This is a genomic window from Rhizobium sp. AP16, from assembly GCF_000281735.1.
GTDB classification, from domain to species: domain Bacteria; phylum Pseudomonadota; class Alphaproteobacteria; order Rhizobiales; family Rhizobiaceae; genus Rhizobium; species Rhizobium rhizogenes.
In genome coordinates this window covers 59,469-82,985 of record NZ_AJVM01000064.1, presented here as the reverse complement: position 1 = coordinate 82,985, position 23,517 = coordinate 59,469, and the positions used below count along the sequence as shown (strand labels likewise).

The window sequence follows — 23,517 nt, the reverse complement described above, 5'->3', positions numbered from 1 at the left end:
GCGAAAGATCATCTCCCGCCAGACGCGATAGATTGAATTTCGATTTATTGTTTAAATTTTCATTTGTTTACGAAAATTGAGGAAAGCACCTTGCAAACAGCGTAAACGAGGCAGAAAAATCTGGGCGACAGATTTCTATTTTATCGTTTTTTATCAATGGTTTGTGAGGACGCCGCTTTTGACTCGATATCCGCGCCTGTCGCCGATTGCAGTTCTTAATTGACAGCCAGGTGCCTCAAGAACCTACCTTGGTTGCGATCTGTGGGAGGATCGATCGACAAAAAGTTCAAAGGGAGGGAAACATGAATATCAGAAAATTTAGCAAGACGCTGAGGGTCGCCGCAGCCGCGTGGGCGCTCTGCGCCACAGCGGCATTTGCCGACACCACCATCGAGTTCATCCAGTGGTGGGAGCCCGAAATGCCGGCGGGCGCCTTGCGTCACATCATGGACGATTTCGAGGCCAAGAACCCCGGTATCAAGGTCACGCTTGTCAGCGGCCCCTATGCCACCACGCACGATCAGATCGTTGTCGGCGCGGCTTCGGGAACCCTCAGCGACGTGGTTGGCCTCGATGGGGCGTGGGTCAACGGCCTTGCCAAGCAGGGTGCCATCGCATCGATGGACGAACTGATGACAAAAGCGAACTACGATAAGAGTCAGATCGCCGATATTATCAAGGTCGACGGCAAGAGCGTGATGTTCCCGCTCGCGTCCTTCGTCTACCCGGTCTTCGTCAACCTCGATCTGGCCAAGGCCGCCGGCGTCGACAAGATGCCGACCACCCGCTCCGAATTTGCGGCCGCTGCGAAGAAGATGACCGAGCCCGCCAAGAACGAGTATGGCTGGGTATTGCCGCTATCGCTGCAGTCGCCGAGCGGCGTACAGAACGACGTCATGTCGTGGGTCTGGGCTTCGGGTGCATCGATGCTCAAGGATGGCAAGCCCGATCTGGAAAATCCGGCTGTCGTCGGCACGCTCGAATATATCGAGGCGCTGCACAAGGATGGCGTCATTTCACCAGGCATCTTCGCCAAGAAGGAGCAGGACAAGGTCGAGGAGTTCGTCAATGGCCGCGTCGGCATGATGATCGACTCCCTGGCGCATGTGAACCTGATCCGACAGCGTAATCCGAAGCTGAATTTCGGTATTTCCGCAATGCCGGCTACTGACGGTTATACCGGCAAGCGCGGCCTTCCCTATGCGTCCTGGGGAATAGGCATCAGCGATTCCAGCCAGCACAAGGAAGAGGCCTGGAAGCTGGTCGAATATCTGATGAGCCCCGATGTGAACGGTCGTCTCGTCTCGATCGCCAATGCCTTTCCCGGCAACGTCAAGGCAAAGCCTGATTTCGTGGCCTCCGATCCTATTTTCGCGGAAGCCTTCAAGATCTTCCAGAGCGGTTATCCGGCCAATGAGTTCGTCGGCCTTCCCGTCGCCGAGGAACTGATGCGTGACATGAATATCCAGATCCAGAAGGAGCTCGACGGCGGGCAGACGGCCAAGGAAGCCGCAGCCAATACGCAGAAGGCATGGCTCGCCAAATTCTAAGCTACGGCGCATTGACGAATGCTTGGCGGCGCGATCCGCGTCGCCAAGCGGGTCGTTGTCATTTTCTGTGGAGTGGAAAGTCACACCTCATGAACCGTCCCGTCCTGGCTCTGGTCGCTGCGCAACCAAAACTGCGCAGGAAAAGGAAGTTTCGCTACAAGGCGCTGCGGCGCCTGGTGCCGTATCTCTACGTCTCGCCGGCAACGCTTCTTCTCGTTCTGCTCATGCTGTTTCCAATGATGATGGTCTTCCGCTATTCCCTGATGGATGGCGCCATCATGAAGAAGAACGCCGCCTTTGTCGGGTTGCAGAACTACCTGACCATCTTCGATGATCCGGTTTTCTGGCAGTCGGTCGTTCAGACGCTGTATTTCACGGTGATGAGCGTGGTCTTCCACTTCATCATCGGCCTCGCCTTCGCACTGCTGCTGAACACGAACCGGGTCGATCCGCTCATCCGCAGTATTCTGCGGGTTCTCTATATTTTGCCGTGGCTGTTCACCGCCGTCATCATCGCCATCATCTGGCGCCTGCTGCTGGACCCGAACGGCGTCGTCAACAGCATCCTGATGGCGCTCCATATCGTGAACTTCAAGGTGGAGTGGTTTTCCTCGACCAGCACCGCACTCCACGCCCTGACATTTGCGAACATATGGGCCGGCTATCCGCTCTATATGGTCAGCCTGCTCGCCGGCCTTCAGGGCATTCCCAAAGAGCTCTATGAAGCGGCGGGTATCGACGGCGCCAACAGCTTTGAAAAATTCTGGCACATCACCATCCCGCAGCTGATGCCGATCATCATCAGTATCGCGCTGCTCGATTTCATCTGGACGATGCAGGTCTTCCCGCTCGTGTGGATGACGACCGGCGGCGGTCCGATCTATTCGACCGAGGTTCTGAGCACCTTCACCTACAAGCTGGCCTTCTCCCAATATGAATTTTCGCTGGCTTCGGCGAGCGCGGTCATCATTCTCATCATGTCGATGAGCGTCACCTATTTCTACATCAAGCATCAGCGGCAGAGGTGAAGGCCATGGCAAAGCGCTCCTTCAAAAACTCGGTATTGCCGACCGTCCTGACCTATATCGGACTGGCAGCCGGCCTGGTCTTCGCCACCTTTCCAATCGTGTGGCTGTTCTTCAGTTCGCTGAAATCGAACACCGAAATCTTCGCCCTTCCGCCGAGGCTGCTGCCGGAAAATTTCACGATCGAGGCTTATCTGACGATCTTCAACGACCCGGTAAAGGTGCGGTTTTTCATCAATAGCTACTTCGTCGCCGGCGTCGTCACCCTGCTGACGCTCGTCATCGCCATCCTGGCCGCCTATGGCTTCAGCCGCTATTCGTTCCGGTTCAAGAACACGCTGAATGTGTTCATCATCAGCACGCAGACCGTCCCACCGATCACCCTGCTCATTCCCTACTTCGGAATGGTGGTGGCCTTCAGGATCTTCGACACCTATCTGGCGCTGATCCTGACCTACATGGTCTTCACCCTGCCCTATGCCATCCTGTTGATGACCGGCTACCTCAACACTCTGCCGAAGGAACTGGACGAAGCCGTGCTGGTGGACGGTGGCTCGAGCTGGACGGCCCTCTGGCGGGTGATCGTTCCCATTTCCATCCCCGGCATCGTCGCCACGGCCGTCTACACCTTTCTGCTCGCCTGGAACGAATTCCTTTTCGCCCTGACGCTGACGAAATCCATGAATCTTCGAACCGTCCCGATTGGAATCCAGCTTCTGATGGGCCAGCATGCCTTCGAATGGAACGAGATGATGGCGATGAGCGTGCTTGGATCTCTTCCGCTTCTGGTGCTTTACCTGGTCGCCCAGCGCTACTTCCTGGCCGGCATGACGGCCGGCTCGGTCAAGAGCTGAAGTGCGGATGATGTTGTCCTGTCAACCGCCATTCAGCCACGACTCCTAAAAGCCGCCCCGTCGATGCCATGGCGCTGCAGCCGGGCGTAAAGGCTTCGCCGCGGCAGCTTGAGGGCTTCGGCGGCCTGGCCCACATCCCCCTGAGCGCGGTTGAGCGCCGCCTGAATGATACCGATCTCGAAACGATCCATCTGCTCGGATAGCGAAAGCCGGTCGCCATCGTCGTCGTTGGCAAGCCCGAGACCGAGCACGGTCTGTGTCGCGAAGTTTCGCAACTCGCGAACATTGCCGGTCCAGTTATCCGAGATCAGCCGCGCTTCGATCGCGGCGTTGATGACCGGGCGCGGCCGCCCGAATTGCTTGGCGGCCTCGCCGATGAAGTAGGCAAAGAGCAGCCCAACATCCGCCCGCCGCTCACGCAGGGGCGGAATTCGCAACCGCACCGTCTCGAGCCGATAGAGAAGGTCTGAACGAAAGCGCCCGTTAGCGACGGCGCCGGCAAGATGATCCTTGGCGGCAGCAATGATCCGCAAATCGACGGCGCGGGGCTCACCCGAAACCGAGGGCAATTCGCGCTCTTCGACCACCCGCAACAGTTTCCCCTGCAATGCGGACGACATGCTGTCGATCTCGTCCAGGAAAAGCGTGCCGCGGTCCGCATCGGCGATCCGCCCGCGCTGGAGCCGATTGCCAAACAGCGCCTCGTCGGCAATAGCGTCGGGCAGAGCCGCGCAGTCCACGGCCACGAAGCGCCGGGCGCGGCGCGCGCTCCAACGATGCAGCAGCTGCGCGACGAGCTCCTTGCCGGTGCCGGTCTCGCCTTCGATCAGCACGTCGACGTTGACGCTCGCCAGCTGGCGGATGGTCTCGCGCAGCCGAACCATGACGGGTGTCTCGCCGAGCAGCGGCAAGCTCTCTTCGGCCTCGGCGGCGGCCAGGCGCAGGCGACGATTTTCCAGAACCAGGCGCCGCATCTCGAGCGCACGGCGGACGCTGGCGATCATGTGATCGGTGGCAAATGGCTTTGCGATAAAATCGAACGCGCCCTGCTTCAGTGCAGCCACTGCCATGGCGATATCGCCATGACCCGTCATCAGGATCACAGGGAGTTCCGGATCGCGGGCCAGAGCGGCATCCAGCACGCCATGCCCATCCACGCGAGGCATGCGGATATCGGTGACGAGGACGCCCGGAAAGTCGGCGTTCAGGCTCGCCAACGCGGAGTGCCCGTCACCATAAGTTTCGATATCCAGCCCGGCGATTGCAAACGAATCCGCCAGCGCGACACGAAAAGCATCATCGTCATCGACAAGCATTACGCGCAACGTTTCGACCTGTGTCATGCTCGTCTTACCTTGACAACAAAAGCCGCGCCCCCGAGGGACGACGGCATGATTTTCAGCGTGCCGCCCAGTTCGGCAACGATGTCGCGCGCGATGCCGAGCCCAAGACCCAAACCGTCGGGTTTGCTGGTCACGAACGGGCTGAAGATCTTTTCGCCCAACTCGGGATCGATACCGGGGCCGTTGTCGGCAACGACGAGCATGGCCGACGTCTCATCTCCGTCAATGCTCAGGACAACGCGTGGATCGGGACGGCCCGCCACTGCGTCCAGTGCATTCTGCAGCAGGTTGACGAGCACCTGCTCCAGCTGAACCCTATTGGCAAGCACGTCCGGCTGGCCGGGCTCCGGCAGATCAAGCCGCACCTGCGCATTGCGGAAGCGATCGCCGATCAGAAGCAACGCGCCCTCTATCATCCCATCGAGGGGCACCCGGCCGGTCTCTCCCTTCCCGCGTCGCGCGAAACGCCGCATTTCCTGCGTGATCGCGCCGATCCTGGCCGTCAGTTCAACCGTTGTGGCCAGATTGGCGGCAACACGATCCATGCGGGCGTTTGCTAGATGATGCTGCGCGTTTTCGGCGAGCGTACGGATGGTGGCCACCGGCTGATTGATCTCATGGATCAGGCCGGCAGTGATCGAACCAAGAGAGGCCAGCCGGTTTGCCTGTGCGAGCTCTTCCCGCGCTTCGCGAAAGCGGCGGTCCGCGCGTTCGCGTTCCGCCATCTCCGAGCTCAGTTCGGCTGTGCGCGTGGTGACGGCGGCTTCAAGCACTGCCCGATCCGCGGCGATCCGCGCCGCGCGCGTCATGCGCCAGTAGATTGTGACGGCGATGGCAACCAGAACAATGGTCGCGGCAATGGAAGTCAGCCAAGCAAGATCGCGCGCGCCGCGCAGCGCTGGCGCGGCCTTCACCACATGGATCAGCCTCAGTTTTGTCTCGGCGATCGGCTCGTCAACCGGCATCAACAAGGCGCCTGATGGGTCACGCATCATGCCGTCCGCTTCGAAGCTGTGGCGGCTAGGCTCCAGCGGCACGTTGCTGAACTGACCGCTTTTGGCAATCTGCGCACGATCCACGGCAGAAATCGGCCGGAATGTCCGCAGCTCCTCTCCCGGATCGGTCGAGGCAAGGACAATGCCGCGCGGATCTATCACGAAGGTCTGACCCGGATCCTCGGCCCAGACATGCAGCAGTGCCTGAAACTCATACTTGACGACCACCACCCCGAGTGCGCCCTTTGCGTTGCCGACCCGCCGCGAAAGAAACAAACCCGGGCGCCCGCTGAGATCGCCGACGGCATAATATTCTGCGGAGCCGCTGGACAACGCATCGGTAAAATAGGGACGAAACCCGTAGTTACGGCCGACGAAGCTCTCCGGGGTATCGGCGTTCGAGGCGGAAATGACCCGCCCATTGCCGTCGATGATGTAAATGACGGGCGCACCGGTCTGCGAGGCCAGGAATGCAAGCTTTTCGTTAAGACGCGAGGCTACCGCAGGCGATCCGCTGGCCAACGCATCTTCCAGGTCGCTGTACTCCCCGAGCGCCACGGGAAGCAGCCGATATTTGGCGAGTTCGCTATCCATGAACCGGGTTTGCTGACGGGCAACAAGCTCTGCACTCGCCCCTAGCCGCGCAAGCGCGTCCTTCTCCATCCAGAACGTCGCCAATCCCCATAGTCCTGCCATCAGCAGCAGGATTGCGATCGGCGCGGCGATTTTGGCTTTTAACGGCAAATGCTTCATTAGTGCAGGATACTGCAATCCCCTCATATTCGCTATGCAAGATTTTGCACAAAATCACATTGCGCCGCAGCAAAAATAGAAAATTATATGATCTAAAACAGTAATTTAGGTCAAACTTTCTTTAGCTACTGGTAGCATACGGAGATCTCTTGCATCATGCGCGGAGCGTCGAAGTATTGGGCCTAGTCGGAGAGGAAAGGGTCATGTCGTCGGACAATCACAGCAATTTCCGCGCACTGACGGTGCCGGCAAAAAGGGGAGCACAGCTCGCCTTGTTTGCGTTGCTCGATCGGACCCTGCTGCAAAATTCGTCGCTTGCTGACTTTGATCACCATTATCGACCGCGGAGCTTTTGATGCGCGATTTCAACCCGGGCAAGGCCCTTGCCGGGCCGAAGGATTGCGGAAAGCCACTGACCATCGATACCGGCAGACGACACACCTCGGCGATGCAGTCGAGGAGGATCATGGCAAGCTCAAGCGGGCGATCGGTCCCGCTGTGGGCTGCCCGTCGATGAAGACGATCTACTCCACGCTGAAAGGTTTCAAGGTGACTAGTGCGTTGAGCAAAGACCGGACCGTAATCCGGCAATATGGCGACTGCGCCATGGGAGAAGACTGTCCGATCAACGGGCCGTTCGGCATTTAAGCGGTCTGAAGCAGCAACCCAAAAACCCGTTCTGCATCCGCCGCCGTTCTCTACTGTAGGGTTTTCAAAAGAGATATGGATTTAAGGATTTAAGAATGACTAGGAAGGAGAGACGTCTCCCGATTTCTCCGGCGCAAGCCGGCATGTGGATCGGCGAGAAGGTTGGGGCGGCCGGCCTTATCTTCAATCTTGCGGAATCAGTCGAAATCCACGGGCCGGTTAATCCGGAGAATTTTCGGCGGGCGCTACGTCAATTGACGGAAGAGATCGACGCCACCCGGCTTCGTATTCACGAGATCGAAGGTCAGCCTCACCAGATCGTGCTGGAGGAATTCGAGGGCGAATTCAGCGTGATCGATTTTTCCACCACCGAGGAACCGCGAAGGACAGCGGAAGCCTGGATGGCAGCGGAAGTATTGGCTCCCCTTGATCTTGCGCATGACAGGTTGTGGGACAGCGCGCTCATCAAGCTTGCCGACGATCACTGGCTATGGTTCCAGCGGGCGCATCACATCGCCTTTGATGGCTTCACGGCCGGGTTGTCATCGCGGCGTGTCGCGGAAATCTATACGGCGCTGGAAGAAGGGCGGGAGCCCGCACCGGTCGATTACGGCACGCTGGAAGAGATGCTGGAAGCCGATCAGGCCTACCGCACCTCACAGCATTTCGAACGCGACCGCGCCTATTGGACGGATCAGCTCCAGCAAACCCCTCCGCCGCCGACGCTGGCCAAACGGCGCTCGACGCAGACAGGCGGCATGCTCCGCCACAGCACCTATCTGACCGCCGAAAATGCCCATACCCTCGGCAAGGTTGCAAAAGAGCTGGGTGCTTCTGTTCCGCAGATGCTGATTGCACTCGTCGCAGCCTACTACGCCCGGGCGACCGACTGCGAAGATCTGGTCATACTGACGATGCTGACCGCGCGCATCAACCCGGCCATGCGTCGCGTTCCCTGCATGATGGCCAATGCCGTTCCGCTGCGTTTCAAGCTCTCGCCCGACCTGACGCTGCAGGAACTCGTCAAGCAGGTGTCGCAGCAGATGATGCGGGCGCTGCGCTACCAGCGCTATCGCTATGAAGACATGCGCCGGGATTTCGGTCTTCTGCGCCACGACGAACAGATCGCCTGGCTCGGCGTCAATATCGAGCCGTTCGACTACGATCTTCGCTTCGCCGGCCATCCGACAACAGTTCACAACCTATCCAACGGTTCGATGAACGACATGACGATCTTTGCCTATGATCGCGGCGACGGCAGCGAGATTCGCGTCGACTTCGATGCCAATCCCGGTCTCTACAGCATGGAGGAACTCCAATCGCACGAGGCGCGCTTCACGCAGATGATGAATACGCTGCTGACGGAGCCCGGGCAGAAATTGAGCTCCTTTAGCCTGCTCTCGGATGAAGAGAGGCAAAAGGTCCTGGTGGAGTGGAACGATACGGCCCGTGCGGTCCCCGATCTCACATGGCCGGAACTTTTCCGCCAGCAGGCGGCCAACAATCCCGATGCCATTGCCGTTGCCTTCGGGGACAAACAGTTGACCTATGCCGAGCTGGATGCTGCGTCGGACAACTGGGCCGGACTTCTGAGCAAGCGCGGTGTCGTGCGTGGCGATCTGGTGGCTGTGGCGGTTCCCCGCTCGGAGCAGATGCTCGTCGGTCTGCTCGCCGTACTCAAGGCAGGTGCCGCCTATCTGCCGCTCGATCCTTCCGATCCGCCAAGCCGTATCGGCATCATTCTCGAGGATGCGAAGCCGAGCGCGATCATCACCACGGGCGAAGCTGCGTCGAAGCTTCCGGTTGAGGGCATCCCGACGGTGCTCCTCGATCATCCGGAGGATTGCTCGCCGCATCTGGTGACCGGCACGCCTTCACCCGACGACAGGGCCTATGTCATTTTCACCTCCGGTTCTACCGGACGGCCGAAGGGCGTGGAGATCCCGCATCGCGCGCTGACGAACTTCCTGTTTGCCATGCAGGACCTTCTGAAGATGAAGGCAGAGGATCGTCTTCTGGCCGTCACCACCATCGCCTTCGATATTGCGGCACTTGAGCTTTATCTACCCCTCCTGGCGGGCGCACGCACCATCATCGCCCCTCGCGAAACCGTGCGGGATCCGGCGGCTCTTGCACAGCTTCTCAAGCAATCGAAGGCCACCATCATGCAGGCGACGCCATCGCTGTGGCGCGCCTTGCTCGATGATCACGGCAATGGCGTGCGCGGCCTGCGCCCGGTGGTTGGTGGGGAAGCACTTCCGGCTGATCTTGCCCATAAGATGGCAAGGTTCGATCATGCGGTGCTGAACGTCTATGGCCCGACGGAGACCACGATTTGGTCCACCGCGATGCCGCTGAAGGGCAAGGATCTCGACATGCCCCCGATCGGTCGCCCAATCTGGAACACCAGGCTTTACGTTCTGGACCGCAACGGCGCACCCCTGCCGCCCGGTTTCGCCGGAGAGCTTTACATTGGCGGCGCGGGGGTCGCGAAAGGCTACCTCAACCGGCCCGATCTGACGCAGGAACGTTTTCTGCCCGACCCGTTCGCGGGCGATGGCAGCCGCATGTATCGCACCGGCGATATGGCCTGCTGGCGCGGTGACGGCGTGATGGAATATCTCGGCCGGAACGACCATCAGATCAAGATCCGCGGCTTCCGCGTCGAGCCCGGCGAGATCGAGGCTGCTCTGGTTTCGCAGCCTGAAATCCGTCAGGCGGTTGTCATTCTTCGCGAGGATCGCGGCCAGGGCAAACGGCTTGTCGCCTATCTGGTCTCAGCGCATGGCGATGCGATTGGCGAAACCGATCTCTCCGCCAGACTGGCCCACAGCCTGCCGAGCCATATGATTCCCTCTGCCTTTGTGATGCTGGATGCCATACCGCTCAACGTGAACGGAAAGATTGACCGGCATGCGCTGCCGGCGCCCCAATGGCAGATCCAGGAAGGCTTTGTTGCGCCTCGCACCGAGGCGGAAAAGATGATCGCCGGCATATGGTGCGAAACGCTCGGACTCAATGAGGTCGGCGTCCACGACAGCTTCTTCAAGCTCGGCGGCGATTCACTCGCCGCCGCCAGAATGATCGCCGCCGTACGCTCGAAAATCAACACGGCCATTCCGCTGGGTGCGATTTTTGAATTGCCGACAATTGCCAGCCTCGCCGTGCTGATCGGCAATCCCACTGCGAAGAACGAGTATCTCGATCCGGTGCTGCCGATCCGCAAAAACGGGAATTCGGCGCCACTGTTCTGCATCCATCCGGTTCTCGGCATGGGCTGGGCCTTTCATTCGCTTGCCGAGCATATCGCACAGGACATGCCGATCTACGCTCTGCAATCGGAAGGCTTGAGCGATCCTTCCGCCTTGCCGAATTCCGTCGAGGAAATGGCCGAGCGCTATGTCGACCGCATACGCAAGATACAGCCCAATGGTCCCTACCATATCCTGGGATGGTCCTTTGGCGGCCTCGTCGCTCACGAGATGGCCAGACAATTGCGGGAGGAGGATGAGACGGTGGCCTTCCTCGGCCTGCTGGATTCCTATCCCTATCTCCAGAAGGTCCGTGATGCGTCATCGGATGACGTCATTCTGGTTCAGGCGGCACTCGGCTTCCTCGGCGTCGATGTCGATATAGGCGCACTCGATCCCAGCCGGCCCGCCTTCTCCATCCTGTATGACTATCTGATTGCCCAGTATGATAGGGGCAATCATCCGCTGATCCATGAAATCCAGACATATGAACCCGACATTCTGGAAAAGGCGCGCGCGATCATCATCCATCACCTCGGTCTTGCCCGAAAATTCAAGCCGGGATTTACCGATCTGGACATGCATTTCTTCTCAGCCAATCGCGGCAAGGGAAAAGCCATCGATGACGTGATGAATTATCGCGCCGAAGCGTGGCTCCCGCATGTCGGCGGGCGGGTTTATCGCCGTCATCTCAATTGCCATCACGAGGAAATGCTCGATGCCGCCCCGGCGGCGGAAATTGGTGCTGTCGTTCAGGCAGAGGTGCTTCGCGAATTCCTGGTTTTGCGGGCACCCGACTATTCCGAAAATGCCATGACGGCATAGAGGATCGCAAGCTCATGAGAATTGCCATTTTCACCATTGGGACGGAAGGCGATGTCCGTCCCCTGGTTGCCCTTGCCTTGGGGTTGCAGCAGGCGGGCCATCAGGTCCGCATTGCCACCGACCCGAGTTGCGCCGATCTGGTAAGGGAAAACGACATAGAATACGCTTGCCTGAACGGTGATTTTCTCGCCTGGATGCGAAGCGACCAGAGAACGATGGAGCGCGGACTTGCCTCGTTCGCGATCATGGCGGAAGCCCGCCGCAGATTGCTGGCCATGGCCGTCGACTGGGCTGAACAGGGTCGCGCGGCCGCGCAAGGGGCTGATCTGCTGATCGGCAACGGCATGGTTTATTATCTGACCGCATCGCTCGGGGAGCGCCTTGGGGTGCCGGTCGTGGAAAGCCAGTTGATGCCGACGCTGCCGTCTCACACATCTCCGCCATTGCCCCTGCCGCAATGGATGTACCGCCTTCCGGGTTTTGCCAACAAGGCGCTCGGCCATGCGGCCCGTCTTCTGGTCTGGAAGACCCTGAAGCCCGCCTATAACGAGATCGTCAGGCCTGCTCTGGGGTTACCGCCCTATCCGCGCTTTGCGCCTTTTCAGGCGCAGTTTCTCAACCATCCGCGCCTTTTCGGCTTCAGCCCGACACTGATCGAACCTTCCGCAAGCTGGCCCGAGCAAACCCGCGTGACCGGGCCATGGTATCTGGAAAGCAGGGACACATGGCAGCCATCCGAAGCTCTGATGCAGTTTCTGGAGAGTGGTCCGCCGCCCATTTATGTCGGCTTCGGCAGCATGATGCATCATGATTCGGCGGGATTTACCGATACGATACTCGGTGCGGTCAAGATGACCGGCAAGCGCGCCGTCCTGGCGACAGGATGGGGAGGTCTAAGCGAAAAGGCTGACTTCGATAGCAGCACGGTTTTCGCCCTTGAGCGCGCGCCGCATGACTGGCTCCTGCCGCGCATGGCCCTGGCCGTGCATCATGGCGGCGCGGGAACAACAGCCGCCGCCGCCAGAGCCGGCATTCCCTCGGTCGTCACACCTGTTTTTGGCGATCAGCCCTTCTGGGCTGCAAGGCTCGAACATCTGGGTGTCGCTCCCAGAGCGTTGCCGAGAGAAAAATTGACCGCCACTTCGCTCGCTTCGGCAATTTTGGGCGCCGACGCACCACAAATGTGCGAGGCGGCGAGAAAGCTCGGCGAGGAACTGAGGGCGGAGCAAGGCGTTGAAAGCGCAATAGATGCGCTGCGAACCTGGGGCCTGCTGCCATCTTCCACCACAATCCCCCAAAGCAGCAGCAGGCTCAAGTCCGCCTGAGTGAACCTTTTCTGTTTGATGCATTGCGATCGGCCGCCATGGAGCTTTCGGCTCCATGGCGGCCGAGGCTCAACCGTGATTGCACCGCACCATCAGAAAATCTTGAGAAAAGCTTTTCTCATCTTGACTCTCGATATGAGAAAAGCTTTTCTCACTACAAATAATTCGGGAGCGGACATCTGGAAAATCAGCGTGGCAGAAGCGGGCGGACGACGATTCACGATGTTGCCGCCGCCGCGGGTGTGAGCATTTCGACGGCATCGAAGGCATTGAACAATACCGGTCGAATGGGCGACGAGACGCGTGAGCGGGTCAAGCGGGTCGCGACCGAAATCGGCTTTCGGCCGAATGCCTTGGCCAAGGGTTTGCTCAGCAACCGCAGCTTCACCATCGGTCTTCTGACCAACGATACCTACGGACGATTCACCCTCCCGGTGATGGCCGGCATTACGGAAGCGCTCGTGGATCACGGTGTCTCGGTGTTTCTCTGCACGATCGAAGACGATCCTGCGCTCGGAAAGGTTCATGTGGACGCCATGCTCGACAAGCACGTCGATGGCATCATCGCCTCGGGAAAGAGGATCGATCGCCGGCTGCCGGTGGATCTGTCCAACCTGCCCGTGCCGGTCGTCTACGCCTTCACCGAAGGGACGGCCGACAGCGTCACCTTCTGCGCCGACGATTTTCAGGGGGCGACGCTCGCCGTCGAGCGGCTGATTGGCCTCGGCGGCAAACGGATCGCTCACATCACCGGGCCGGACAGTTTCGTCTCGGTGCGCGAGCGCGCCAAGGCCTATCGTGATCTCGCCGGCGATACCTTGCCGGTGATGTATGGCGAATGGTCCGAAGCCTGGGGGCACGAGGCCGTTGCCAGGCTGTGGAGCGCGTCCGGATTAAAGCCGGACGGCATCTTCTGCGGCAACGACCAAATCGCGCGAGCGGTCGTGGATGCGCTGCGCGAGCGTGGCGTACGGGTACCGGAGGATGTGTCCGTGGTTGGTTTCGACAATTGGGAGATTGTCGCCGCCCAAACCCGGCCGCCACTGACGACGGTGGATATGAATCTCAAGGCGCTCGGGCGGGAAGCCGGGCTGACGGTTCTGGCGCTGGCGGAGGGACGCGCCGTTGAACCGGGGATCAGAACATTGCCGTGCGAACTGATCGTGCGGCAGTCGTGAGGGGAAACCTCGAGAATTGACTGGTTGAGGAAAAGGGCGGGAGAAACGCCCATGGGAGGAGAGAAACATGATGAAGCGACTTCTGGCCGCGACAGGCCTCGTATCCTTATGCTTGATGACAAGTGCGTCTGCCGCCGAAAATATCTCGATGTGGGTGCGGTCCGGCATCGGCGATTCCTTCAAGAAGGTCGTCGAGGCGTATAATGCCGGCCATGACGACAAGGTCACCCTCACCGAGGTGCCCTTCTCCGAGCTCGTGCAGAAATATGCGACCGCGATCGCCGGCGGCCAGGCCCCGGACGCGCTGTCGATGGACCTGATCTACACCCCGGCCTTTGCCGCGGCGGGCCAGCTCGAAGACCTGACGGACTGGGCGAAGGCCCTGCCCTATTTCAACTCGCTCTCACCATCGCATGTGAAGCTCGGCACCTATGACGGCCATGTTTACGGCCTGCCTCTTTCCGTCGAGACCTCGGTCTTTGCCTGGAACAAGGATCTCTACAAGAAGGCCGGCCTCGACCCGGACAAGGCGCCGACGACCTGGGACGAAATCGAGAAGAATGCCGAAAAGATCCGCGCGCTCGGCGGCGACACCTACGGCTTCTACTTCTCCGGCGGTGGCTGTGGCGGCTGCATGATCTTCACCTTTACACCGCTCGTCTGGGGCGCCGGCGCCGATATTCTCTCGGCTGATGGCAAGAAGGCGACGCTGGATACGCCGCAGATGCGCAAGGCGGTCGATATCTACCGCAGCATGGTCAAGAAGGATCTGGTTCCCGCAGGTGCCGCCAGCGATACCGGCGCCAACTTCCTCAGCATCAGCAACGGCAGGATCGGCCAGCAAACCATCGGTGCTTTCTCGATCGGCACGCTGATCACGCAATATCCGGATATCCATTTCGGCGTGACCCTGATCCCCGGCGTCGACGGTAACCCGTCCTCCTTTGCCGGCGGCGATAATTTCGTCATCTCCAAGGGCACGAAGAAACTCGATGCGGTGAAGAAATTCCTCGAATACACCTATTCGCTGGAAGGCCAGAAGATCATGGCGAAATATGGCAGCCTGCCGACGCGCGGCGATATTGCCGATCAGGTGCTTCAGGGCCTCGATCCGCGCATGCAGGTTGGCCTGAAAGCCATCTCCGTTGCCAAGACGCCCTATACGCTGCAATTCAACGATCTGATCAACAGCGCCAACGGGCCATGGGCCGGCTTCACCAACGCCGCGATCTTCGGCAACGATGTCGACACTGCCTTCTCCAACGCGCAGTCGGAAATGCAGTCGATCATCGACAACGCCCAGTAACAAAAATCGCTCGACCAACCGGGAGGCTTAAAGTCTCCCGGTCCTTCCCATCGGAACATCAGGAGCATTCCATGGCGAGCCCTGGAGCTATTGGAGCAGTGCGGCGGCGCACACGGCGGCGAAGTGCCAACTGGCACGGATTTCTTTACATCGCGCCGGCCATGGCGCTCGTGATCGTCTTCTTCGTCGTACCCGTTCTCTTCACCGGCTGGATGAGCCTGCACAATTGGCCGCTGCTGGGCAATCCGCGCTGGATCGGCTTCAGCAACTACACGAGGATGCTATCGGATATCCGCTTCATGGCGGCCTTGCGTTTCACCGCCTATTACACGGTGATCGTCACCATCGCGATCTTCGCTGTCGCCTTTCCCCTGGCACTCTACGTCGAAAAGCAGCGGCCTTTCGTCGGCTTCTATCGCACCATCATTTTCCTGCCCGTCGTCGTCGGTCTGGCGACCGCTTCGTTGCTCTGGGTATGGCTTGCCAATGTCGATAGCGGCTTTTTCTCACCAGTGGCGCAGGCGCTCGGCCTCGTCGACAAGAAGCCGAACCTGCTTGCCGATTTCGACATGGCCTTTGCCACCATCGTCGTCATGGTGGTCTGGAAGATCGCCGGCTTCACCATGATCATCCTGCTGACCGGCCTGCAGGCCATCCCATCCGAATTGACGGAAGCGGCTCGGATCGATGGCGCCAGGCGCTGGCAGCGCTTTCGCTTTCTGACCCTGCCGCTGATGCGCAAGACCATTGCGCTTGCCCTGATCATCTCGGTTACCGGCTCGGTGCTCGCCTTCGACCAGTTCTACATCATGACCAGCGGCGGACCGCAGAACCGGATGATCTCGGTGGTCTATTATATCTTCAACCAGTCCTTCGTGTCCTTCAATCTCGGCTACGGCGCGGCACTGTCGATCGTTCTCCTCGTCATTCTCGTACTGATCAGCATCGTCCAGCTCTGGCTGCTGCGCGTCGGGGAGGACCGTCCATGACCATCGCGAATTTCACACCCGCAAAAGAGCGACGAGCGCGACGGAAACTATTAGATGGCATCGGCTATCACGGCGTCGGCGTCATCATCGTCATCTTCTTCTTCGCGCCTTTTGCGATCGCCCTGCTCTCATCATTTCGGCACGGCACGGAGGCGAGCCTGCCGCCATTGCCGCCCTGGCCGACGAGCGGCTTCAGCCTCGACGCCTATCGTTCCCTCGATGGCTTCGGCGCCGGCGTCCTGCAGCACACTCTGAATTCTCTCTTCGTCTCGGTGGCGACGGTCGTCCTCACCGTCACGGTCAGCCTGCTCGCCGGTTACGGCTTCTCGCGCTACCAGTTTCCGTTCAAGAACGTCTTCTTCGTCCTGATCATCGCGACGCTGATGATCCCCTTCCAGTCGATCCTGACTCCGCTTTTCATCATGCTGGCGAAGCTCGGGCTCAACAATTCGCTCATCGGGCTGACGCTCGTCTATGTCACCCTTCAGCTGCCCTTCTCGGTCTTCATGATGCGCAACGCCTTCGATGCGGTGCCAAAGGAGATCGAGGAGGCCGCGCGCATCGACGGGGCGCGGGACCTGAAGCTGCTCTTCCGTGTGCTGCTACCTCTGGTGCTGCCAGGCGTGGCGACCGTTGCGATCTTCGCCTTTCTCAACGCCTGGAACGAATTCCTGGCGGCGCTGATCCTGCTTTCCAGCAGTGAGAAATTCACCCTACCGGTGCTGATGATCGCCGTCAGGACCGGGCGGCTCGGCGCCGTCAATTGGGGCGCGGTCCAGGCCGGTATCGCCGTCATGACCATTCCCTGCGTCATCGTCTTCCTGCTTCTGCAACGCTACTACATGCGCGGCCTGATGGCCGGCGCGGTGAAATAAATACTCTAACGAAACGGATTAACGCTATGTCAAACAAGCAAAATCGCCAATTCCGTCCGCTGCCCGTTCCGAATGTCGAACTGCACGGCCTTTTCGGCGCCCGTCAGGACGCGATCTGCAATTCGACGGCTGCCACCCTGCTCGACCGCTGTGTCGAGGCCGGCATGATCCAGGCGATCGATGTCGAGCAGCCAAGCCCCGGCATCGTCATTCCGCTCCAGACATGGTCGGGTTCGACGCAGATGTTCTGGGACAGCGACCTCGGCAAATCCATCGAGACCATCGCCTACTCGCTCTATCGTCGCCCCAACCCGGAGCTTGAGGCCCGCGCCGATGCCATCATCGACATGTATGGCAAGATGCAGGACAAGGACGGTTATCTGAACGCCTGGTTCCAGCGCGTCCAGCCCGGCCGTCGCTGGACCAATCTTCGCGACCATCATGAGCTTTACTGCGCCGGCCATCTGATCGAGGCTGCCGTCGCCTATTATCAGGCAACGGGAAAGCGCAAGCTGCTCGACATCATGAGCCGCTTCGCCGATTACATGATCACGGTTTTCGGCCATGGCGAGGGCCAACTGCCGGGCTATTGCGGCCATGAGGAAGTGGAGCTGGCGCTGGTCAAGCTTGCCCGTGTGACGGGCGAGAAGAAATATCTCGATCTTGCCAAATATTTCGTCGACGAGCGCGGTCAGGAACCGCATTTCTTCACCGATGAAGCGCTGCGCGATGGCCGCGACCCGGCGAAATTCGTGCAGAAAACCTACGAATACAATCAGGCGCATCAGCCGGTGCGTGAGCAGACCAAGGTTGTGGGACATGCAGTGCGTGCCATGTATCTCTATTCCGGCATGGCTGATATCGCGACCGAATATAACGACGACAGCCTGACCTCGGCGCTGGAAACACTGTGGGACGACCTGACCACCAAGCAGATGTATGTCACCGGCGGCATCGGGCCAGCGGCTTCCAACGAAGGGTTCACTGACTATTACGACCTGCCGAACGAAAGCGCCTATGCCGAGACCTGTGCCTCGGTCGGCCTGGTCTTCTGGGCGAACCGCATGCTCGGCCGCGGGCCGAACCGGCGCTATGCCGACATCATGGAACAGGCGCTCTATAACGGCGCCATGGCTGGGCTTTCGCTCGACGGCAAGACCTTCTTTTATGAAAATCCTCTCGAGAGCGGCGGCAAGCATCATCGTTGGACCTGGCATCATTGCCCCTGCTGCCCGCCGAACATCGCTCGCCTGCTCGCCTCGATCGGCTCCTACATGTATGCCGCGGCAGACAATGAAATTGCCGTGCATCTCTATGGTGAAAGCAAAGCCCGCGTTCCGCTTGCAAGCGGCGTGACGGTCGAACTTGCTCAGGAGACGCGTTACCCTTGGGACGGCGCTATCCGTTTCGAGGTCAATCCCGACCGCAACGCCCGCTTCGCGCTGTCATTGCGCATACCGGAATGGGCCGATGGCGCGACGCTTGCCGTCAATGGCGTACCCGTCGACCTCTCCGCCGTCACTATCGACGGCTATGCGCGCATCGAGCGCGACTGGCAGGCCGGTGACAGGGTCGATCTCAACATTCCGCTGATCCCACGCACCCTGTTTGCCAATCCCAAGGTGCGCCAGGATGCCGGCCGCGCGGCACTGATGCGCGGACCACTGGTCTATTGCGTCGAGACCACCGACAACGGCGCGGACCTCAATGGCATCTCGCTTGCCGGCGATCCGGCGGCTGCGCAGACAGCGGAGATTGCTGCGCTGGAAGGCGCTATTGCGCTCGACATTCCGGTAAAGCGCGACGATGTGGACTGGGGATCTGACCTCTATCGGACAGCACCGCCACAAAGCCGTGCCGCGACAGCGCGTTTCGTTCCCTATCATCTCTGGGATAACCGCGAACCGGGCGAAATGCTGGTCTGGATCCGTGCCGACCAGTTGCAGCGCGGAGCCTGACATGGCGAAAAACAGCATGAGGCTGACCGGCGTCCGCAAGAGTTACGGCGGACTGGAGGTCATTCACGGCATCGATCTCGAGGTCGAGGAGGGGCAATTCGTCGTCTTTGTCGGTCCCTCGGGCTGCGGCAAGTCGACCTTGCTCAGGATGATCGCCGGGTTGGAAGAAGTAACGGATGGCGAGATCGCCATCAAGGGTCGGGACGTCACCGATCTCGACCCGTCCGAGCGCGGCATCGCCATGGTCTTCCAGTCCTACGCGCTCTATCCGCATATGAGTGTGCGTGACAATCTCGGTTTCGGGCTGAAGATGGCCCGAACCGAGACCGCCGAGATCGAGACGCGCGTCAAGGCGGCCTCCGCGATCCTCAAGATCGACCATCTGCTGGATCGGCGGCCGGGCCAGCTTTCCGGTGGCCAGCGCCAACGTGTCGCCATTGGCCGGGCGATTGTGCGCAAGCCGGACGTCTTCCTGTTCGACGAACCGCTGTCCAACCTCGACGCGGAGCTGCGCGTTTCCATGCGTATCGAAATTGCCCGACTGCACCGCGAGCTCGGCAACACGATGATCTATGTGACGCACGATCAGACAGAGGCGATGACGCTTGCCGACAAGATCGTCGTGCTCAAGGACGGCAAGATCGAGCAGGTCGGCAGCCCGCGCGAGGTCTATGAAGACCCCGCCAACATCTTCGTCGCCGGTTTCATCGGCTCACCGCGGATGAACATGATCGCAGCCGAATGGGACTCAGATGGCCTTGTCAAAATCCCGGGCGGCTCCGTCAAGGCCGATATAGGGCAGGCCAATCTCGCAGCTGGCGAAAAACTGATGCTGGGCATGCGTCCGGAGCATCTGGTTGTCGTATCGGACGGCAATGATGCGGTTCGGGTAAAGGTCGATTTCGACGAATATCTCGGGGGCACCCGCTATCTTTATTGCCAGACGGAGGACGGTCAGAGCCTGATCGCCGAGTATCGCGAGGGTCCGGATATTCAGCGCGGCGACACGCTTCATCTGCGCTGTGCGCCCGAGAGACGCCGCTATTTCGACGGACAGGGAAACCGGCTGCGCTGATGCATTGCTCTGTCAAAGTGACGCGGCCTAATCGTTTGACCAATAATGAAAATTATGGCGATGTTTGCGCCGTCAGACCGGATCAAGGGGGGAGTTTTGGTGGCGAAGACGTATGATTTCATTATCGCCGGCGGTGGCTCGGCGGCGTGCGTTGCGGCCATGCGGCTGGTGCGGGATTTCGGCTTTTCAGTGCTGATCATCGAGCGCGGGCCGCGCAAGACCGCCAAGCTGATGGCCTTTCCCGCCGGCTATATGAAATATCTCGCTCGCGACGACTTTCTCGAAATGCACCATACGGTTTCGCAGCCGCAGCTTGGTGGTCGCGGCCCCATTGTTCCGGTCGCCAAGGCCCTCGGCGGCGGCAGCGCCGTCAACGCCATGGTCTATATGCGCGGCCAGAGAGAGGATTACGACGGCTGGGCCGCCCATCTCGGCAACGGTAGGGAATGGTCTTACGAGGACATGCTGCCGCACTTCAAGGGCATTGAAGCCAATACGCGCTTCAACAATGAGTACCACGGCATCTCCGGCAATCTGCGCATCTCGGAGCCACAATATACCTGCGACACGACACAGGATTTCCTGCTGGCAGCTCAAGGGCTCGGCCATGCCTACAATCCGGACTTCAACGGCGTCCGACAAAACGGCGTCGGCATCATGCAGCACACCTACGGCCAATGGAACGGCAAGACCGAGCGTTCCGACGCCAAGAAGGCCTTCCTCGATCCGCTCGATGGAGATCCACGCCTGGATATCATCACCGACGCCCGCGTCGATCGCATCGTCCTCGAAAATGGCCGTGCGACAGGTGTCACCTACACCCTTAATGGCGAAAGCCACACGGCTCGGGCGGAGCGCGAAATCCTTGTTGCCTCTGGCACCTACAATAGCGCCAAGCTGATGATGCTCTCCGGCATCGGTCCGGCCGACCATCTGCGAGAGCATGGCATTACCGTTGCTCTCGATCTCCCCGGCGTCGGCGCTAATCTGCAGGATCATCACGAAGTCCCGGTTATCGCCACGACCAAGGAGAAGTCGGGCTATTTCGGCGAGGACAAGGGCTGGCCGATGTTGCGCAACGGGCTGCAATATCTGCTCTTCAACTCCGGCCCGGTGACGACCACCGGTATCGAATCCTGCCTGTTCTACGACCCGGATGGCAGCGATCGACCATCGATCCAGCTCTATTGCGCCCCGATCGTCTATCTCGACCGCGATGTCTCTTCCGCCAAACCGACCCACGGCGTCACTTTTACGTCTTGCCTGCTACGCCCAAAGGCGCGCGGCAGCGTCAAGCTACGCTCGGCTAATCCGCCGGATCAGCCCTTGGTCGACTGCAACTTCTTCGGCGACCCAGACGATCTGCGCCTGACGCTCGCCTCGCTGAAGGTCGCGCGGCAATTGCTGGAAACGGAACCCTTCAAATTGAAGATTGCGGACGAAATCCTCCCCGGCCCGGCCCTGCAGGATGACGAGGCTCTCGCCAAATTCGCCGGCCAAACCGTCAAGACCAATTACCATCCATCCGGCAGCCTGCGCATGGGACCGGACAGCGATCCGATGTCCGTGGTTGACGGGACGCTTCGCGTACGCGGCATCGACGGCCTCAGAGTCATCGATTGCTCGATCATCCCGTTCATCCCTTCGGGCAATACCAATGCCCCGGCCATGGCGATCGGCTCGAAGGCGGCTGAGATGATCGGGAATGGTTTCTAAAAGCGGTAAAGACGCCCGGCGATGAGACCGGGCTCCCCTGTTATCAAGCTGGCTCGAACAATGGCGCGATCGTCATCTCCGGCACAAGCACCAGGCCCTTATCGGTGATGCGGATTTCCGGAATGACGGAGAGAGGGATCAGGTTGAAGCCCATATAGGGAATGGTGCAGCCGGCCTTTTCCCATTCGACCTTCAAGGCTTTCACCTCTTCGGCAACCTCGTGCACACGCTTGTCGGAGAGCAGGCCGGCGATCGGCAATGGCACCATGGCCGTCACCTTGCCGTCCATGACGACGCATGCGCCGCCCTGTTTAGCCTCGATCGCATCGAGCGCGACCTGCATGTCCGCTTGGTTAGTGCCGGCAACGATGATGTTGTGGCTGTCGTGCCCGACGGAGGAGGCGACCGCTCCCTTCTTCAAACCAAAGTTGCTCAGAAGACCATGTGCGACGTTGCCAGATGATTTGCCGTGGCGCTCGACCACCGTGACGAAGCAGAGGCCGTGACGGTCGAAATGCGTCTGCCAGTCATTGGCCGGTTCGAGTTCGACTGTGACATGACCGAGCACGATGCCCGGCAATTCGGTCTTGATCGTATGGGCGATCACCGGCTCGGTTGGCAGTTCCGGTGTCAGTTTCAGGTTCTTCGGCAGTTTCACCGTGTGGTAGGCGGCCTCCGGATAACGGTAGGGATTGGACAGGGCGGCATCGAGAACCGGCGTGACCTTGCGGTCGTCGACCACCAGTTCGCCACCATACCAGGTGCTGACCGGCTTCAGATCGTCTGTCAGAAGCACGAGATCGGCGCGGCGCCCGCCGCCGAGGCCGCCGATTTCATTCTCCATGCCGAAACGTGTCGCGCCATGCAACGAGCCCATGGCCCAAGCCTGTTCCGGCGTCATGCCGGCCACGACCGCCTGGCGTGTGACCCAATCGAGACCGAAGAGCAGAAGATCGTCTGCATCGCGGTCGTCGGTGCACACCGCAATGCGCTTGTGGGACGCACCGAGTTCCGTGATGGTCTTGATCGCATGCGGCAGACTATGCCACGCCGTCGTCGGCGGACCGCCACGCAGGAAGAGCCAGATACCGGCCTCCAGCAGATCATCAGCGATTTCACGGTCGATCGCCTCATGCGTATCGGTCACGCCGGATGCCGCGTAGGCCGCCACAAATTCCCGGCCGTAGACATGGCCCGAGACCGGGCGACCGCGCTCCAGCGCTGCCGCCAGAATGGCATGGCTACGCTCGTCGCCCATTGCCACCGGCACGAAGTCCATCTTCTCGCCGAGCGCCACGGCTTCCGGCCACTTGTCGAACAGATCAGCGATCTTTGCGGGCGTCAGGTCGCCGCCGGCGGTCTCAAGCTCAGGCGACGTGGCCGGCACGGTGCTCGGCACGGTCAGGAAGATCGACAGCGGCGCCTGGCGGGCATCTTCCAGCATTGCCTCGACACCGGCAACATCCATGACATTGCCGATCTCGTGACTATCGCAGAAGATCGTCGTCGTACCGTTCAGAAGAGCCGCCTCGGCATAGGCGCAGGCGGTCACCATACTGGATTCGATATGAATATGCGGATCGACGAGGCCGGGCGCGATGATCCCGCCCCTGGCGTCGTAAAGTTTGGCGCCGCCGCCACGGTAGCTGCCGGCCGGTTTGACTGCGGCAATGCGGCCACCGGAGATCCAGATTTCCTTGTCGGCAAGGATGCGCTCCGAATAGGTCGAGAGCACCCGCGCGCCCTGAATGACCAGATCGGGATCCCGGCGGGCGGAGGCGACATCGGCGAGCGTGCGCGTCATGGTCGAGAGCGGCTTGACGGAAAAACGGGTGAGCGTCATCGGATATC

General features: G+C 60.1%; 16 protein-coding genes. 13 read left to right on the top strand and 3 right to left on the bottom strand.

Annotated features, from left to right (window positions below; all coding sequences use genetic code 11):
* Positions 1 to 302: 302 nt before the first annotated feature.
* From PMI03_RS18010 to PMI03_RS18000, 3 genes are all read left to right on the top strand, one after another.
* Positions 303 to 1,550, top strand: a complete 1,248-nt coding sequence (locus tag PMI03_RS18010; protein ID WP_007695963.1) for a sugar ABC transporter substrate-binding protein — start codon at positions 303 to 305, stop codon at positions 1,548 to 1,550.
* Positions 1,551 to 1,639: 89 nt separating this feature from the next.
* The gene (locus PMI03_RS18005; RefSeq protein WP_007695961.1) at positions 1,640 to 2,578 is read left to right on the top strand and encodes a carbohydrate ABC transporter permease; all 939 of its coding nucleotides are present in this window, start codon (positions 1,640 to 1,642) and stop codon (positions 2,576 to 2,578) included.
* 5 nt (positions 2,579 to 2,583) lie between these two features.
* The gene (locus PMI03_RS18000) at positions 2,584 to 3,429 is read left to right on the top strand and encodes a carbohydrate ABC transporter permease (RefSeq protein ID WP_007695959.1); all 846 of its coding nucleotides are present in this window, start codon (positions 2,584 to 2,586) and stop codon (positions 3,427 to 3,429) included.
* 32 nt (positions 3,430 to 3,461) lie between these two features.
* On the opposite strand, the gene PMI03_RS17995 is transcribed toward PMI03_RS18000, so the two are convergent.
* Positions 3,462 to 4,772, bottom strand: coding sequence for a sigma-54 dependent transcriptional regulator (locus PMI03_RS17995; protein ID WP_007695957.1), 1,311 nt, complete (start codon positions 4,770 to 4,772; stop codon positions 3,462 to 3,464).
* On the bottom strand, positions 4,769 to 6,520 hold the full coding sequence (locus PMI03_RS17990) for an ATP-binding protein (RefSeq protein ID WP_007695956.1): 1,752 nt from the start codon (positions 6,518 to 6,520) through the stop codon (positions 4,769 to 4,771). The genes PMI03_RS17995 and PMI03_RS17990 overlap by 4 nt, the downstream gene beginning before the upstream one ends.
* Before the next feature lie 315 nt (positions 6,521 to 6,835).
* Between PMI03_RS17990 and PMI03_RS17985 the strand changes: the two genes are divergently transcribed.
* The 10 genes from PMI03_RS17985 to PMI03_RS17940 all read left to right on the top strand — a co-directional run bounded on the left by PMI03_RS17985 (position 6,836) and on the right by PMI03_RS17940 (position 21,666).
* Complete coding sequence (locus tag PMI03_RS17985) at positions 6,836 to 7,168, top strand: hypothetical protein (RefSeq protein ID WP_174053460.1); 333 nt, start codon at positions 6,836 to 6,838, stop codon at positions 7,166 to 7,168.
* Positions 7,169 to 7,263: 95 nt separating this feature from the next.
* On the top strand, positions 7,264 to 11,244 hold the full coding sequence (locus tag PMI03_RS17980) for a non-ribosomal peptide synthetase (RefSeq protein WP_007695950.1): 3,981 nt from the start codon (positions 7,264 to 7,266) through the stop codon (positions 11,242 to 11,244).
* A 14-nt stretch (positions 11,245 to 11,258) separates the two neighbouring features.
* Entirely contained in the window at positions 11,259 to 12,569 is a 1,311-nt protein-coding gene (locus PMI03_RS17975; protein WP_007695948.1) for a glycosyltransferase, read from the top strand.
* 179 nt (positions 12,570 to 12,748) lie between these two features.
* Positions 12,749 to 13,747, top strand: coding sequence for a LacI family DNA-binding transcriptional regulator (locus PMI03_RS17970; RefSeq protein WP_052034289.1), 999 nt, complete (start codon positions 12,749 to 12,751; stop codon positions 13,745 to 13,747).
* 67 nt (positions 13,748 to 13,814) lie between these two features.
* Positions 13,815 to 15,053: a sugar ABC transporter substrate-binding protein gene (locus PMI03_RS17965; RefSeq protein WP_039974283.1), complete on the top strand. Its 1,239-nt coding sequence runs from the start codon at positions 13,815 to 13,817 to the stop codon at positions 15,051 to 15,053.
* Positions 15,054 to 15,124: 71 nt separating this feature from the next.
* The gene (locus tag PMI03_RS17960) at positions 15,125 to 16,042 is read left to right on the top strand and encodes a carbohydrate ABC transporter permease (protein WP_007695944.1); all 918 of its coding nucleotides are present in this window, start codon (positions 15,125 to 15,127) and stop codon (positions 16,040 to 16,042) included.
* Positions 16,039 to 16,917, top strand: coding sequence for a carbohydrate ABC transporter permease (locus tag PMI03_RS17955; RefSeq protein WP_007695943.1), 879 nt, complete (start codon positions 16,039 to 16,041; stop codon positions 16,915 to 16,917). Before PMI03_RS17960 ends, PMI03_RS17955 begins: the two co-directional genes overlap by 4 nt.
* A gap of 26 nt (positions 16,918 to 16,943) precedes the next feature.
* Positions 16,944 to 18,875, top strand: coding sequence for a glycoside hydrolase family 127 protein (locus tag PMI03_RS17950; RefSeq protein ID WP_007695942.1), 1,932 nt, complete (start codon positions 16,944 to 16,946; stop codon positions 18,873 to 18,875).
* Position 18,876: 1 nt separating this feature from the next.
* The gene (locus tag PMI03_RS17945) at positions 18,877 to 19,950 is read left to right on the top strand and encodes an ABC transporter ATP-binding protein (RefSeq protein WP_007695941.1); all 1,074 of its coding nucleotides are present in this window, start codon (positions 18,877 to 18,879) and stop codon (positions 19,948 to 19,950) included.
* Positions 19,951 to 20,049: 99 nt separating this feature from the next.
* Entirely contained in the window at positions 20,050 to 21,666 is a 1,617-nt protein-coding gene (locus PMI03_RS17940) for a GMC family oxidoreductase (protein WP_007695940.1), read from the top strand.
* 43 nt (positions 21,667 to 21,709) lie between these two features.
* On the opposite strand, the gene PMI03_RS17935 is transcribed toward PMI03_RS17940, so the two are convergent.
* Entirely contained in the window at positions 21,710 to 23,509 is a 1,800-nt protein-coding gene (locus tag PMI03_RS17935) for an adenine deaminase (RefSeq protein WP_007695937.1), read from the bottom strand.
* Positions 23,510 to 23,517 lie beyond the last annotated feature (8 nt).

Excerpts from the sequence above, each read along its gene's own strand:
- PMI03_RS18010 (WP_007695963.1), top strand. The coding sequence starts at position 303 with ATGAATATCAGAAAATTTAGCAAGACGCTGAGGGTCGCCGCAGCCGCG.
- PMI03_RS18000 (WP_007695959.1), top strand. The coding sequence starts at position 2,584 with ATGGCAAAGCGCTCCTTCAAAAACTCGGTATTGCCGACCGTCCTGACC.
- PMI03_RS17990 (WP_007695956.1), bottom strand. The coding sequence starts at position 6,520 with ATGAAGCATTTGCCGTTAAAAGCCAAAATCGCCGCGCCGATCGCAATC.
- PMI03_RS17960 (WP_007695944.1), top strand. The coding sequence starts at position 15,125 with ATGGCGAGCCCTGGAGCTATTGGAGCAGTGCGGCGGCGCACACGGCGG.
- PMI03_RS17945 (WP_007695941.1), top strand. The coding sequence starts at position 18,877 with ATGGCGAAAAACAGCATGAGGCTGACCGGCGTCCGCAAGAGTTACGGC.
- PMI03_RS17935 (WP_007695937.1), bottom strand. The coding sequence starts at position 23,509 with ATGACGCTCACCCGTTTTTCCGTCAAGCCGCTCTCGACCATGACGCGC.
- PMI03_RS17950 (WP_007695942.1), top strand. The coding sequence starts at position 16,944 with ATGTCAAACAAGCAAAATCGCCAATTCCGTCCGCTGCCCGTTCCGAAT.
- PMI03_RS17975 (WP_007695948.1), top strand. The coding sequence starts at position 11,259 with ATGAGAATTGCCATTTTCACCATTGGGACGGAAGGCGATGTCCGTCCC.
- PMI03_RS17955 (WP_007695943.1), top strand. The coding sequence starts at position 16,039 with ATGACCATCGCGAATTTCACACCCGCAAAAGAGCGACGAGCGCGACGG.
- PMI03_RS17995 (WP_007695957.1), bottom strand. The coding sequence starts at position 4,772 with ATGACACAGGTCGAAACGTTGCGCGTAATGCTTGTCGATGACGATGAT.
- PMI03_RS17980 (WP_007695950.1), top strand. The coding sequence starts at position 7,264 with ATGACTAGGAAGGAGAGACGTCTCCCGATTTCTCCGGCGCAAGCCGGC.
- PMI03_RS18005 (WP_007695961.1), top strand. The coding sequence starts at position 1,640 with ATGAACCGTCCCGTCCTGGCTCTGGTCGCTGCGCAACCAAAACTGCGC.
- PMI03_RS17965 (WP_039974283.1), top strand. The coding sequence starts at position 13,815 with ATGATGAAGCGACTTCTGGCCGCGACAGGCCTCGTATCCTTATGCTTG.